The following is a 12,668-nucleotide window of genomic DNA, read 5'->3' on the forward strand; positions in this document are numbered from 1 at the left end:
TCGGAACACCCCGTGTCGTCGCAGATCCGTACCGTGCTGCTGGTGATGGACGGATCCTGCGCGCAGGCGGCCAACAGCAACAGCAGCCCCGGTGCGAGTAAACGGCGATACATGGGTACTATCCTCAAGTTTTATTGGCGCCGTATTGCTTTGCGCGCTCGCCCCGCGAGCATGCCCCCGGCCGGTGCGGGGCGCGGTGAAGATCGTCCGCGGGCCCCGTGCCAAGGCTCTCTCAGGTTCTCTTTTCGGCTTGACGCATCGTTGCAGCGTGGGATCGGGCGGAAAGCGCAAACGGAAATCCACCCCGGTTCCTTCTCTTCAATCCACGCAATATCGACCACGGCTCACTCGGTTCAAATGATACATATCGGTCTATCCAATAGTCAAGACGACTCGATAACACGTTTGCCGCGTGAAGCATGCCGAGCCGGAAGTACCGTCGGACAGGAGCCGGAGGCGATTTCATCGAGCAGCATGATGCTAGAATAATCGGTCTATGCTGCTGAAACATCGAGGAGGAAGCCGTTCGTGCGAGCCAACAAACGCCAGCTGGTGGTAGACAAAGCGACCGAACTGTTCTCGAGGCACGGATTCCACCCGGTGGGCGTCGACTGGATCATCGACGATTCCGGTGTCGCCCGCATGACGCTGTACCGGCATTTCGCGAGCAAGGACGAGCTCATCCGCGAAGTGCTGGTCCAGCGCTACGACCTGATCGTCGGCAGCATCGACTCGCAGTTGCAGCACGTCGTCGATCCGGTCGAACGCGTCAAGACCATCTTCGACTGGTACGCGGCGTGGTTCAGGACGCCCGAATTCGCCGGCTGCCTGTTCGAGCGGGCGCTGGCCGAATTCGGCACCGCTTACGCGCCGATCTCGGACGTCGCGATTCGCTATCGCCGCAAGATGATTGAATGGATCGGAGAACTGATCGCCGCGCTCGTGCCGCCCGAAACGGCAAACCGGCTCGCGACCGTCTTCATGATGCTGCTGGACGGCGCCACCGTCGAAGCCCGGGCGTTCAACGATTCCGCGGCGGCCGGCCGCGCGTGGCAGGCCGCGCACGCCCTTCTCGAACAGGCGATGCACACGGCCGGCTCGCCCGCCGAAGTCCGGCAGCGGGATCCGAACGGCCTCACGAGCGGCGGGCGGCCCGAACAATAACGGCCAAGCGGCTGCGCGTTCGCACTCCGGCCCCGCATCGACCCGTCGCCCGCTTTCGTTTCACCGGAACGTCATTCCCACCGACATACCCTCCACCGTGGTTCGCGAGACGCGCTGCCCCCTTCCGCGGCGAGCGGGAACGAATCGTGCTCGCACGCCGGCCACCCGGATCCAATTTATTTTCTTTGACGAATACCGTATTACCAGCGAATATTCGCGTCGATCAAGCAGTTAGTACCGCTCAAAAACAACACGAGACGATGCTCGCTCATGCAGTCGGGGACGTTACGCTGTTTCGCCAACGGATACGTGATCGAAGGGGAAGAAATGACGCCGTTTTCCCAGGATGTGAGCATCAAGCAAACCGCCGCCGTCTCCAAGGCAGCCACGCCGTCGCCCGTGTTCTGGAAAGCGGGGCCGCTCGTCGAAGCCCCGCCGCCCGAGCCGAAATCCGCGATGCCGGAACTGCGCGATTTCTTCGCGGCCGCCGCACTGCAAGGATTGCTGTCGCGCGATGCCGGGCGCAACGTGTCGACGATCGCCGACTACGAATCGAAGCGCGCGGTGAGCGCCTATCGGCTCGCCGACGAAATGCTGAAAGCGCGATGACCCCGCACGCCGGCCAGCGCCAGCCGGCCCGCGCGCCTGTCGTCCTTCGGCACGCGCGGCATCGCGCGAAACACGGGCCGCCATGTCCGTCGGGGCGCTGACGCACCCGGCCATTCAGTTGCCGCCCAATCGCGAAACCATTGCGCCGATCGGCTGCGCCAGCAAAACGGCGTTCAGCCCGACGACGACGGCAGTCGCGCCGAGCGCCGCGCGGCGCGCGATGCGTCCGCTCGCAAAGGCGCCCATGACGTCACGGCGGCTGCAGAAGTAAACCAGCGCGAGCATCGGCACCGGCAATACGACGGACAGCACGACCTGGCTGATCACGAGCGCCTGCATCGAATCGACGCCCATCCCGACGACGACGAACGCGGGCGCCATCGTGACCAGCCTGCGCAGCCAGACCGGAATCCGGAACCCCACGAAGCCCTGCATGATCATCTGCCCGGCCATCGTGCCGACGACGGAACTCGAGATGCCGGCGCTCATCAGCGATACGAGGAAGCAGGCCGCCGCCGCCTGGCCGAGCAACGGCGTGAGCATCCGGTACGCCGATTCGATCTGCGCGACATCGCGATGGCCGGCGTGAAACGCCGCGCTCGCCATCACGATCATGGCCATGTTGATCGCGCCGGCGGCGGACAGCGCGACGAGCACTTCCCGGTTCGAGAAACGCACCATCATCCGGCGCTGCGCGTGGTCGAGCCCCGACGCGCGTCGCTGCGTGAGCCCGGAGTGCAGATACAGCGCATGCGGCATGATCGTCGCGCCGACGATGCCGACCGATACCGTCAACGCCTCGCCGCGCGGCCATTCCGGCACGACGATATGGCGCCCGACTTCGGCCCAGTCGACCGGCGCGATGAACAGTTCCGCGAGATAGCAAAGACCGGTCACGCCGACGAATGCGCCCACCGCGATTTCCATCGGCCGGAACCCGTTCCGGTCGGCCAGCAGGATGCCGTAGGTCGCGAGCGCCATCACGAACATCCCGGCGAAGGTCGGCAGGCCGAACAGCAACGACAGCGCGATCGCGCCGCCGAGGAATTCGGCCAGCTCGGTGGCCATCGCGGCCAGCTCGCTCGCGACCCACATGCCGAAGACCACCGGCCGCGGGAAATGCACGCGGCACAGTTCGGCGAGATTGCTGCCGGTGACGATGCCGAGCTTCGCCGACAACGACTGGAACAACATCGCGATGCCGTTCGCCATCAGCACGACCCAGAGCAGCGCGTAACCGAATTGCGCGCCGGCCCGGATGTTCGTCGCGAAATTGCCAGGATCCATATAGGCGACCGACGCGACGATCGCCGGTCCAGCGAACGGCAGCGCCGCCAGCGGCCCGCGTCGCCGGCCGGCAAAAACCGCGCGCATGTCCGCCGCGGTGCGCTCCGTCGCCGCGTTCCTGTCGAGCGTGGCCATCTGCACTCCTTTACGAAACCGGCATCGCGCGCCGCCGACGCGGTTCGCCCCGCCCGCCGCCGACACGCCGCGCCGCATCCGCGCCGGCATGGCATGGCCCATGCGGCCGAAATGACAACCGTTTGAAAATCCCGCAACGACGATTGCAGGTCACAACGATGCGCTCGCGTCACCACTGCTTCCGCTCTTGCGCATGCCGCGCGCTTGCGGCGGCAACCGGCCACTTCGCCGCGAGAAGTCGGCCCTCCCGAACCGTTCGCCCGCGGCGCCAGACGCCACCCGCGCCGCGCCGCCATTGCCGGCTGGCTCGATGCATTCACGTTGTACAACCCACGCCTCGGCATTCGCGACAACACCACGTCCACCGTAGCCGGCAGCGGCCAGCATCGCGCATGCCCGGGATCGTCGGCCAGCCCGCGGGATCGGTTCGTGCTGTTTCGACACCGCGAATCCCGCACAATCCCTTTCCACGGAGATGCCATGTTCATCCACAACACACGGCTTCAGTACACGGTGCGCGTCGGCGCGCCGAACCCCGGCCTCGCCAATCTGCTGCTCGAGCAGTTCGGCGGCCCGCAGGGCGAACTCGCCGCCGCGATGCGTTATTTCACGCAAGCGATCACCGAGGAAGACCCGGGCCGCAAGGACATGCTGCTCGACATCGCGACCGAGGAGCTGAGCCACCTCGAAGTGATCGGCTCGATGGCCGCGATGCTGAACCGCGGCGCCAAGGGCGAACTCGCCGAAGCGGTCGACGAACAGGCAGAGCTGTACCGCAAGCTGCACGGCGCGGGCAACGACAGCCACGTGACGCAGGTGCTGTACGGCGCGGGCGCGCCGCTGACCAATTCGGGCGGCGTGCCATGGTCGGCCGCGTACATCGACACGATCGGCGAACCGACGGCCGACCTGCGCTCGAACATCGCGGCCGAAGCACGCGCGAAGATCATCTACGAGCGGCTGATCAACGTGACCGACGATCCGGACATTCGCGACGCGCTGGGCTTCCTGATGACACGCGAGGTGTCGCACCAGATGTCGTTCGAGAAGGCGCTGTATGCGATCACCGCGAATTTCCCGCCGGGCAAGCTGCCGCCGAAGGCGCCGTACGATCACGTGTACTTCCGGATGCAGCCGGATGCCGCGCCGCTGGTCGGCCCGTGGAACCACGGCGGCGAACTGGAAATCCGTCCCGCGGAACCGGCGGTCGACGGCGGCAGCGGAATTGCCGAGGGCATGCTCGACGCGCAGCAAGCGGAGGCCATCGAGGCGATGGCGCAGCGGCTCGCGTCCGATCCGGACAGCGACCCGGTGACGGGCGCCGAGCTCGGCGCGGGGCAGCCGGCTCCTCAGGGCCGCAAGCCGGGCAAGCCGGACAGTGCCTGAACGGATGTGTCCGGCCGTACGACGAGGACGCCGACGCGCCGGCGAAGCGGCAGGAACAACGGCGCGCCCGACGCCTCGCCGAACGGGCGGGCGGGCGCGTTCGGCGCGCATCACGCACCCGTTTCGCCCGACCGGCTCTGGTCGCCCTGGTCCGCCATCAGATACTGGATGACCAGCGTCGGATCGGCGATGTCGAGAATCAGGCGGCGCATCACACGCTTGCGCATATGGTCGTCGTCGAGCGTCCACGGCCCCGCCGCGTCGCCGAGGTAGCGGCCGATCGCGCCGCGATGGTCGCCGTCCGGAGGCAGGCCGAGCCGCGCGGCGAGCAGGCCCGCGATCACGTCGTCGATCTCGACGTTCAGCGGCCTGGAATCGATCGAAAGTTCGAGCTTCATCGTCGGTCTCGCAAACATGAAAAAACGGCGCGACGCGCCCCCGCTGTCGCGCGCGCCGGCAAAAGCCGCTCCGGCCAGCGGCTGTTCGACCATCGCTGGCGGGCCTGCGACGCAGGTCAGTAGCCGAGTTCGGGCGCGGAGGCCGGCTCGGCGCTGTCCTCTTTCGGTGCTTGCGCGACGGTCGCATCGGTCGTCAGCACGAGGCTCGCGATCGACGCGGCGTTCTGCAGCGCGGTACGCGTGACCTTGGTCGGATCGACCACGCCTGCCTCGACCAGATCGCCGTACTCGCCGGTCGCCGCGTTGTAGCCGAAGTTCCCCTTGCCCTCGAGCACCTTCGAGATCACGACCGACGGTTCGTCGCCCGCATTGGCCGCGATGACGCGCAGCGGCGCCTCCAGCGCGCGCAGCACGATCCGGATGCCGGCGTCCTGGTCCGCATTCGCGCCGCGGATGTCCGACAGCGCCGCACGCGCGCGCAGCAGCGCGACGCCGCCGCCCGGCACGATGCCCTCCTCGACCGCGGCGCGCGTCGCATGCAGCGCATCGTCGACGCGATCCTTCTTCTCCTTCATCTCGACCTCGGTGACCGCGCCGACCTTGATCACCGCCACGCCGCCCGCGAGCTTCGCGACGCGCTCCTGCAGCTTCTCGCGATCGTAGTCGCTCGTCGCTTCGTCGATCTGCACGCGAATCGACTTCACGCGCGCCTCGATGCGCGCCGCATCGCCCGCGCCGTCGATGATGATCGTATCGTCCTTGCGCACCTCGACACGCTTCGCACTGCCAAGATCCTCGAGCGTGGCCTTGTCGAGCTGCTTGCCGGTTTCCTCCGAGATCACCGTCGCACCGGTCAGGATCGCGAGATCCTCGAGCATCGCCTTGCGTCGGTCGCCGAAACCGGGCGCCTTGACGGCGGCGACCTTCAGGATGCCGCGCATCGAATTCACGACGAGCGTCGCGAGCGCTTCGGCCTCGACATCCTCGGCCACGATCAGCAGCGGCTTGCCGGCCTTGGACGCCGCTTCGAGGATCGGCAGGAGGTCGCGGACGCTGGAGATCTTCTTGTCGTGCAGCAGAATCAGCGCGTCGTCGAGATAGGCCGCCTGCTTCGCCGGGTCGTTGATGAAATACGGGCTCACGTAGCCGCGATCGAACTGCATGCCTTCGACCACGTCGAGTTCGTTCTCCAGCGACTTGCCGTCCTCGACGGTGATCACGCCGTCCTTGCCGACTTTCTCCATCGCATCGGCGATGATCTTGCCGATCGCGTCGTCGGAGTTCGCGGAAATCGCGCCGACCTGCGCGATTTCCTTGTGGGTCGAAATCGGCCGCGACAGCTTGCGCAACTCGTCGAGCACCGCGCCGACGGCCTTGTCGATGCCGCGTTTCAGATCCATCGGGTTCATGCCGGCCGCGACGTGCTTCATGCCTTCCTGCACGATCGCCTGCGCGAGCACGGTGGCGGTGGTCGTCCCGTCGCCGGCCACGTCGGCCGTCTTGGACGCGACCTGCTTGACGATCTGCGCGCCCATGTTCTCGAAGCGGTCCTTCAGCTCGATTTCCTTCGCGACCGACACGCCGTCCTTCGTAATCACGGGCGCGCCGAAGCCGCGTTCGATCACGACGTTGCGGCCCTTCGGGCCCAGCGTCACCTTCACCGCGTCGGCCAGCACGTTCACGCCCTTGACGATCTGCTGGCGGGCGCCGTCGCGGAATTTCACGTCTTTTGCACTCATTTTCTTGCTCCGGATACAGTCGTTGAACGGGATGCCGCGCGCATCGGGCAGACACCCGTGCGACGCGGTCGAATCGGCATTCAGGCCGCTTTCCTGGCGGCCTGCGATTCGGGTTCGAGTACGCCCATGACGTCCTCTTCGCGCATCACGAGCAGTTCCTCGCCGTTCACCTTCACGGTCTGGCCTGCGTACTTGCCGAAGAGAACCTGGTCGCCGACCTGGAGCTGCAGCGGGCGCTGCGAGCCGTCCTGGAGCAGCCTGCCGCTGCCGACCGCAATCACTTCACCCTGCTCGGGCCGTTCGGCGGCCGAATCGGGAATCACGATGCCCGAGGCCGTCGTCCGCTGCTGTTCGATTCGCTTGACGATAACCCGGTCGTAGAGGGGACGAATCTGCATTTTCATCTCCTGAGCGATGAGATCACCTGGAAAAGGGAATCCGCCGGCGCCCGCACGCGCAAAGGCTGCGCTGCGCCGGCGTGCCGTCGTTTGGCGAAAAGCGAAATAGTGGCGTGGGAAGCGCGCTTCAAGAGGGCGATGAATGCGCATATGTAACAAAATGTTTCATGGCGAAAGCGACGTTCGCGCAACGGTCGGGGTTCCCGCGACGCCCCCGTCACGAGCGTCGACACGGCGTCGACGGTCGGCGCTCCGGGCCACGCGAATCGTCGCGCGACGACGCTTGAAATCCGCGCGTCCCGTCCTATTTTGGTATCGCTCAAGCAGCCGCGGCTTACGCGCTGCGTGTTTCGATTTGTTTGTCAGCGAGACCGCTCGCGGATCGACGAACTGGAGCGCGTGGTCCGGTTCGTCCTCCGTGCGGGGTCCAACCGGGAGCGAATCATGAACGATCCTTTCTTCATCTTCGATCGGCTGCCGGGGGCCGGCCGCCGACCACGACGCGCCGCCCGCGTCGTCACGGGTCTGCCGGCCGGCCTGCGGATAGCGCGCAACGGCACCGGTCGCTTCGCGCCGACCGGCGCCCGGATACGTTTGACACGCAAGCCATTCGTGTTGCGCGGCGCGGGCCAACCCGCCGCGATCGGCCGGCCGAAGCCGCCGCGCCGTCGGGTCGCCGCGCCCGGACGCCTGCTGCACCCTGTTTCGTTTTTCCGCGTCACGCTCGCCGGGGGCGGCTCCGCGCGCGACGGGGGGCGACCATGTTGAGCCCGCACGAATTCGCGACGCTGATGCTGGTGTGCCAGGCGCCGGATCAGCTCGACATGAATCGCGCCGAACTCGATGCGTTGCTCGAACGGCAACTCGTCATGCTCGAGCACGGCGCCCCCGGCCGCCGACGCGCGTATCTGACGAAGAAAGGCCGATCGATTCTCCACGCGCTCGGGGCCGACATCCATTCGCGCCAGGGCCACGGGCCTACCGCGCAGCGCGGCGGTCAAGGCGAAACGCCTGTCGCACTATCGGACGAGGCCGGATGATGCGGTGCCTGGATGGCGGACGGGTAGCATGGCAGCGCCCGAACGCGGTTCCGGTCGACACGTGCCGCTCGACACGAGCGGCACGCGATCCGGCAACCGGCCGCCCCCACGCTACTTCGCTCGAAGCAAACCCGCGCTGCCGTTCAGTTCAGCCACGGATCGTGCACCGCTTGCTTCACTCCGCGGCAGAGATCGCGTCCAGACGAAAGCCGCTCTTTACGATCGGCGACGCAATGATCACGTAGCTGAAATACTTTTCGATACCGATATCGCGTTTCACCAGCCCTTCCATCAGGTCGCGGAAGTGGTCGATGTCGCGTGTGACGAACTTGAGCAGATAATCGTAGCCGCCCGTCGCGTGATGGCACTCCATGATCTCGTCGATGTCGCTGATGGCGTCGATAAAACGCACGAAGTCTTCGCGACGATGGTCGGTGAGGGTGATCTTGGCAAACACGATCTGAAACGCGCCGATCTTCTCGATCCGCACCGTTGCGCCGTAGCCCGTAATGAATCCCGCGTTCTCGAGCCGCTTGATGCGCGTCAGGCACGGGCTGGGCGAAAGCCCGACGGCGTCGGCCAGCTCGACGTTGGTCATGCGACCGTGATCCTGCAACTCGGCCAGAATGCGCAAGTCCAGCCGGTCAAGTGTGCAATCCGCTTTCATCTCCGCCCTGCGTTCGTTCAGTCGGGTGCCTCCGGACGAGTGCCTTCGCACTCGCGCCAAGACGGATAGTAGCCGACCGGCCGGCATGACGAAATTACGATCTTGCGTTCTGTCCCCGGCACCCGGCAGCGCGCCGTTTCACACCGCAGAAGCTGCCGTCGATCGCGTCGAAAACGCGTGGAATCTTGTTTTTCTCGCCGCGCAATTCGGCTGAATAGCGCAGTCGCCCCCGTTTAAATTTCACGTATCGACGTTGCCACCGACGCTTGCCCGAAGCGGCTCGCGGCAATCCTCTTCACTCAAGAATTCCTCATGGGGATTCGCCACTCATCGAGATTGACGACATGATCGACTTCGAGCCGAAGTTCATAACTTTCGATTGCTACGGCACCCTCGTCAACTTCCGAATGGCCGACACGGCTCGGGAAATCTATGGTGATCGTCTGCACGGCGACGCCATGGAAAACTTCGTCAAGCTGTTCGCCGCCTATCGTCGCGACGAAGTGCTCGGCGCGTGGAAACCGTTTCGCGACGTCGTCGTCAATTCGGTGCGCCGCACGTGCGAGCGCACCGGCGTCGCCTTCGTCGAACGGGAGGCCGAGCAGTTCTATCTGGCCGTGCCATCCTGGGGACCGCATCCGGACGTGCCCGAAGGGCTCGCGCGCCTCGCGAAGAAATACAGGCTGGTCGGTCTGAGCAACGCGGACAACTCGCAGATCATGAGCAACATCGAGAAGCTCGGGGCGCCGTTTCATGCGGTCATCACGGCGGAAGACGCCGGCGCTTACAAACCGCGAATGCAAGGATTCGAATACATGTTCAGGAAGCTCGACGTACAGCCTCACGAAATCCTGCATGTCTCGTCCAGCCCGCGCTACGACCTGATGACCGCGCACGACCTCGGTATCGTCCACAAGGCCCATGTGCTGCGCGGCCATGAGCCGGAAGCGCCGGAATACGGTTACACGCCCGTCAAAAGCATCATCGAACTGGCCGAGCATCTCGGCCTGTGAGCAAGTCGCACCGCCCCGGCGCCGTCTCCGACGGTTGCCGCGGGCTCGCCTCGCACGTTTTCAATGATGCCGTTCCCCAGGCCGATCGCTCGTCAAAAATGTCCCGCACCAGTGTCGTCCACTTCTCTCGCACGGAGCCGCCGTTGTCCACGTCCCCTGCTTCCGGCGGCACGCACCGCGCTGCTTCGGCTGCCGCCGACACACTGCCGGGCAGCGGCCTGTCGGTGGGCTTCACCCGTCTGGACGAATCGGACGCGGTCGCGATCACACGCCGCATTTATGGCATCGACGGATCGGCCACACGGTTCTCGACCGAGAAGGACGACACCTTTCGCATCGATGCCCGCGACGGCGCGCGGTACGTACTGAAGGTCTCCAATCCGGGCGAGACAGTCGAAGAGCTGGATTTGCAGGTCGCCGCGATGCGGCACGTCGGCGCGGTCGCGCCGCGGTTGCCGGTGCCGCGCGTGATACCCGGTACGGCGGGGCAGCTTGTCGTCCCGCTCGCGTTACCGGCCCATCCGCATCGAACGGCGAGGCTCTACAGCTACCTCGAGGGCATGCCGCTCGACAAGCTGCATGCCGACACGGTCGATCATTACGAGATCGGTGAAGTGCTGGCGCAGTTGCAACGGGCGCTCGCCAGTTTCCGTCATCCAAACGAGCATCGGGTACTGGCGTGGGACGTCAAGCACTTGTCGAGCCTGAAAGGGCTGCAAACCCATATCGCCGACCCGTTGCACCGCTCGCTGATCGAGCAGGCATTCGCCCGCTTCGCGATGATCGAGCCTGCCCTTCGGGGTTGTCGCACGCAGGTCGTACATAACGACTTTAACCGCTCGAACATCGTCGCAAACCCGGGCGGCCCGCAATTCGTCAACGGGATCATCGACTTCGGCGACACCGTGCACACCGCGGTCGCCATCGACGTCGCCACCGCGGTCATGAACCAGTTTCCGCTCGACTTCGACGCCGACGCCCCGCACGACCTGTTCATTCAGGCGCGCGAGCTTCTGCGTGGCTATCTCGTGCATGCTCAGCTGAGTGCCGAAGAACTGGCCTTGATTCCACACCTGGCCATGGCGCGCGTCGCGGCGCGCGCGCTGCTCACTTCATGGCGTGCGATGCTGTTTCCGGAAAACGAAGCGTACATCCTGCGTTTCACTCGTCCCGGATGGGAGCATCTGCGCTGGTTCATGCAGCGCGACCACGAAACCGTTTCGCGTGCGTTGCTCTAGTTTTTCCTTCGCCCGCTCACCTCACCCGCCCTCATCGACCTATGAACACGACATCGACACCGACCACGCCGGCCGAAGCCGCCGATACGAGCAAAGCCCCCGACGCGCTGCGCGGCGACATGCCGAACGGCTTCAATCCGTCGGCGATCTCCCACCTCGACGCCGCCACGCACGCGCACATCGCTCGCCGGCTGCGGCTGCTCAGCCCGTCGTATCGACTGTTCTACGCCGAGCCGGTGAAGATCGTGCGCGGCGAGAAGGTCTATCTGTACGACGATCGAGGCAACGACTATCTCGATGCCTACAACAACGTCGTCTGCGTCGGGCATGCCAATCCGCGCATCGTCGACGCCATTGCCCGTCAGCTCTCGACGCTCTGCACGCATACCCGCTACATGCAGGAGCCGATCCTCGACTACGCCGAGGCCCTGCGCGCGACGTTCAATACGTCGATTCGCGACGGCCAGATGATGTTCACCTGCACGGGCTCCGAAGCCAACGACCTGGCCATGCGCATCGCGATGCACTACACCGGCAAGACGGGCGTCATCGTGACCAGCGAGGCGTATCACGGCAACTCGCATCTCACCTCGGGCTTTTCGCCGTCGCTGGGTCGCAAGGCGCTGCTCGGCCCCTATGTGCGAACGGTGCCTGCTCCGGATTCCTACCGTGTGCCGCTGCCCGAGATCGGCCGGCGCATGGCCGAGCAAGTCGCGTTGCAGATCGAGGACATCCGCCGCCACGGCGGCGGTCTGGCAGCGTTCATCGCCGACTCGTTCTTCTCGTCGGATGGCGTATTCGCGTACCCGACCGACGTGCTGGCGCCGGTGGCCGAAGTCGTACGCCGCGCGGGCGGCCTGTTCATCGCGGACGAGGTGCAGTCGGGTTTCGGGCGCAGCGGTACGCATATGTGGGGGCACGAGCGTCACGCGGTCGAGCCCGACATCGTCACGCTGGGCAAACCGATGGGCAACGGCTATCCGGTGGCCGGGCTGGTGGTGCGCCCCGAGATCGTCGCGGGATTCGGCCAGGACATGCGCTACTTCAACACGTTCGGCGGCAATTCGGTGGCCATCGCCGCCGCGCAGGCCACGCTCGACGTGCTGCGCGACGAACGGTTGCTGGACAACGTGCAGCGGGTCGGTGCAATCCTGCTGGAGGGGTTGAACGCGCTGGCACGGAAATACGAATGTATCGGCGACGTGCGCGGCACGGGCCTGTATTTCGGCGTCGAAATCGTACGCGACCGCACGAAAAAGGACACCGACATCGCGACCGCACTGGAGATCGTCAATGGCTTGCGCCAGCGTCGCGTGCTGATTTCGGCAACCGGACCGGACGCGAGCGTGCTGAAGATCCGGCCGCCGCTGGTATTTGGCGCCAACGACGCCGACCGTCTGCTGACGGAGCTGGACGCGGTGCTCTCCGCGCTGTAGTCGGTCGTATTCGGCACTCGATGCAGGGGGCCGCTCCGGGCGGCGCATGAAATCGCTCAGGCGCCCGTCTGGCCGCCCCCGCCGGCCAAACATCACGATTCATTTAACTTTGAATCGTGGCCGTGCTGCCACCCAATGCCCGCAAGGCTTTCCGCGGT

At 65.6% G+C, this 12,668-nt stretch carries 13 protein-coding genes and 1 pseudogene; 8 read left to right on the forward strand and 6 right to left on the reverse strand.

What is annotated here, in order from left to right; all coding sequences use genetic code 11:
* Positions 1 to 113 (reverse strand): annotated as a pseudogene (locus tag QZM15_RS29405) (sel1 repeat family protein); the annotation flags it as partial.
* Between the two features lie 415 nt (positions 114 to 528).
* Here QZM15_RS29405 and QZM15_RS29410 point away from each other — a divergent pair.
* Together QZM15_RS29410 and QZM15_RS29415 are read left to right on the forward strand one after the other, a co-directional pair.
* Positions 529 to 1,164 (forward strand): TetR/AcrR family transcriptional regulator, encoded by a 636-nt coding sequence (locus QZM15_RS29410; protein WP_226226155.1) that lies wholly within the window; start codon positions 529 to 531, stop codon positions 1,162 to 1,164.
* A gap of 327 nt (positions 1,165 to 1,491) precedes the next feature.
* Complete coding sequence (locus QZM15_RS29415; protein WP_124659412.1) at positions 1,492 to 1,773, forward strand: hypothetical protein; 282 nt, start codon at positions 1,492 to 1,494, stop codon at positions 1,771 to 1,773.
* A gap of 114 nt (positions 1,774 to 1,887) precedes the next feature.
* Here the strand turns inward: QZM15_RS29415 and QZM15_RS29420 are convergent, their stop codons facing one another.
* A complete protein-coding gene (locus tag QZM15_RS29420) occupies positions 1,888 to 3,195 on the reverse strand; it encodes an Nramp family divalent metal transporter (RefSeq protein ID WP_226226156.1) in 1,308 nt (435 codons plus the stop codon).
* A 480-nt stretch (positions 3,196 to 3,675) separates the two neighbouring features.
* Here QZM15_RS29420 and QZM15_RS29425 point away from each other — a divergent pair, with 480 nt between their 5' ends.
* Positions 3,676 to 4,581 (forward strand): manganese catalase family protein, encoded by a 906-nt coding sequence (locus QZM15_RS29425; protein WP_059578827.1) that lies wholly within the window; start codon positions 3,676 to 3,678, stop codon positions 4,579 to 4,581.
* A gap of 110 nt (positions 4,582 to 4,691) precedes the next feature.
* Here the strand turns inward: QZM15_RS29425 and QZM15_RS29430 are convergent, their stop codons facing one another.
* The 3 genes from QZM15_RS29430 to groES form a co-directional block, all read right to left on the reverse strand.
* Entirely contained in the window at positions 4,692 to 4,979 is a 288-nt protein-coding gene (locus QZM15_RS29430) for a hypothetical protein (protein ID WP_059644964.1), read from the reverse strand.
* 116 nt (positions 4,980 to 5,095) lie between these two features.
* On the reverse strand, positions 5,096 to 6,718 hold the full coding sequence (gene groL, locus QZM15_RS29435) for a chaperonin GroEL (RefSeq protein WP_060967312.1): 1,623 nt from the start codon (positions 6,716 to 6,718) through the stop codon (positions 5,096 to 5,098).
* A gap of 80 nt (positions 6,719 to 6,798) precedes the next feature.
* Positions 6,799 to 7,116 (reverse strand): co-chaperone GroES, encoded by a 318-nt coding sequence (gene groES / locus QZM15_RS29440; protein WP_034209415.1) that lies wholly within the window; start codon positions 7,114 to 7,116, stop codon positions 6,799 to 6,801.
* 444 nt (positions 7,117 to 7,560) lie between these two features.
* On the opposite strand from groES, the gene QZM15_RS29445 reads away from it, so the two are divergent.
* Both QZM15_RS29445 and QZM15_RS29450 read left to right on the forward strand, forming a co-directional pair.
* Complete coding sequence (locus tag QZM15_RS29445) at positions 7,561 to 7,884, forward strand: hypothetical protein (protein ID WP_302107783.1); 324 nt, start codon at positions 7,561 to 7,563, stop codon at positions 7,882 to 7,884.
* Positions 7,878 to 8,156 carry a hypothetical protein gene (locus QZM15_RS29450; RefSeq protein ID WP_302107784.1) on the forward strand — a complete coding sequence of 93 codons (279 nt, stop codon included), beginning with the start codon at positions 7,878 to 7,880 and terminating at the stop codon, positions 8,154 to 8,156. The genes QZM15_RS29445 and QZM15_RS29450 overlap by 7 nt, the downstream gene beginning before the upstream one ends.
* 175 nt (positions 8,157 to 8,331) lie before the next feature.
* Here QZM15_RS29450 and QZM15_RS29455 read toward each other — a convergent pair whose 3' ends face one another.
* Positions 8,332 to 8,823 carry an Lrp/AsnC family transcriptional regulator gene (locus tag QZM15_RS29455; RefSeq protein WP_059578837.1) on the reverse strand — a complete coding sequence of 164 codons (492 nt, stop codon included), beginning with the start codon at positions 8,821 to 8,823 and terminating at the stop codon, positions 8,332 to 8,334.
* A 344-nt stretch (positions 8,824 to 9,167) separates the two neighbouring features.
* Between QZM15_RS29455 and QZM15_RS29460 the strand changes: the two genes are divergently transcribed.
* From QZM15_RS29460 to QZM15_RS29470, 3 genes are all read left to right on the forward strand, one after another.
* On the forward strand, positions 9,168 to 9,836 hold the full coding sequence (locus QZM15_RS29460) for a haloacid dehalogenase type II (protein WP_060314546.1): 669 nt from the start codon (positions 9,168 to 9,170) through the stop codon (positions 9,834 to 9,836).
* Positions 9,833 to 11,074 carry a phosphotransferase gene (locus QZM15_RS29465; protein WP_302107785.1) on the forward strand — a complete coding sequence of 414 codons (1,242 nt, stop codon included), beginning with the start codon at positions 9,833 to 9,835 and terminating at the stop codon, positions 11,072 to 11,074. The genes QZM15_RS29460 and QZM15_RS29465 overlap by 4 nt, the downstream gene beginning before the upstream one ends.
* Before the next feature lie 119 nt (positions 11,075 to 11,193).
* Entirely contained in the window at positions 11,194 to 12,510 is a 1,317-nt protein-coding gene (locus QZM15_RS29470) for an aspartate aminotransferase family protein (protein WP_302107808.1), read from the forward strand.
* The last annotated feature ends 158 nt before the right edge of the window (positions 12,511 to 12,668 follow it).

The organism is Burkholderia sp. AU44665, assembly GCF_030504405.1.
Lineage (GTDB): Bacteria > Pseudomonadota > Gammaproteobacteria > Burkholderiales > Burkholderiaceae > Burkholderia > Burkholderia semiarida.

What these genes read in the sequence shown, in the direction of transcription:
- QZM15_RS29415 (WP_124659412.1), top strand. Translation starts at nt 1,492, where the DNA reads ATGACGCCGTTTTCCCAGGATGTGAGCATCAAGCAAACCGCCGCCGTC.
- QZM15_RS29470 (WP_302107808.1), top strand. Translation starts at nt 11,194, where the DNA reads ATGCCGAACGGCTTCAATCCGTCGGCGATCTCCCACCTCGACGCCGCC.
- QZM15_RS29460 (WP_060314546.1), top strand. Translation starts at nt 9,168, where the DNA reads ATGATCGACTTCGAGCCGAAGTTCATAACTTTCGATTGCTACGGCACC.
- groL (WP_060967312.1), bottom strand. Translation starts at nt 6,718, where the DNA reads ATGAGTGCAAAAGACGTGAAATTCCGCGACGGCGCCCGCCAGCAGATC.
- QZM15_RS29420 (WP_226226156.1), bottom strand. Translation starts at nt 3,195, where the DNA reads ATGGCCACGCTCGACAGGAACGCGGCGACGGAGCGCACCGCGGCGGAC.
- QZM15_RS29430 (WP_059644964.1), bottom strand. Translation starts at nt 4,979, where the DNA reads ATGAAGCTCGAACTTTCGATCGATTCCAGGCCGCTGAACGTCGAGATC.
- QZM15_RS29455 (WP_059578837.1), bottom strand. Translation starts at nt 8,823, where the DNA reads ATGAAAGCGGATTGCACACTTGACCGGCTGGACTTGCGCATTCTGGCC.
- QZM15_RS29445 (WP_302107783.1), top strand. Translation starts at nt 7,561, where the DNA reads ATGAACGATCCTTTCTTCATCTTCGATCGGCTGCCGGGGGCCGGCCGC.
- QZM15_RS29450 (WP_302107784.1), top strand. Translation starts at nt 7,878, where the DNA reads ATGTTGAGCCCGCACGAATTCGCGACGCTGATGCTGGTGTGCCAGGCG.
- QZM15_RS29425 (WP_059578827.1), top strand. Translation starts at nt 3,676, where the DNA reads ATGTTCATCCACAACACACGGCTTCAGTACACGGTGCGCGTCGGCGCG.
- groES (WP_034209415.1), bottom strand. Translation starts at nt 7,116, where the DNA reads ATGCAGATTCGTCCCCTCTACGACCGGGTTATCGTCAAGCGAATCGAA.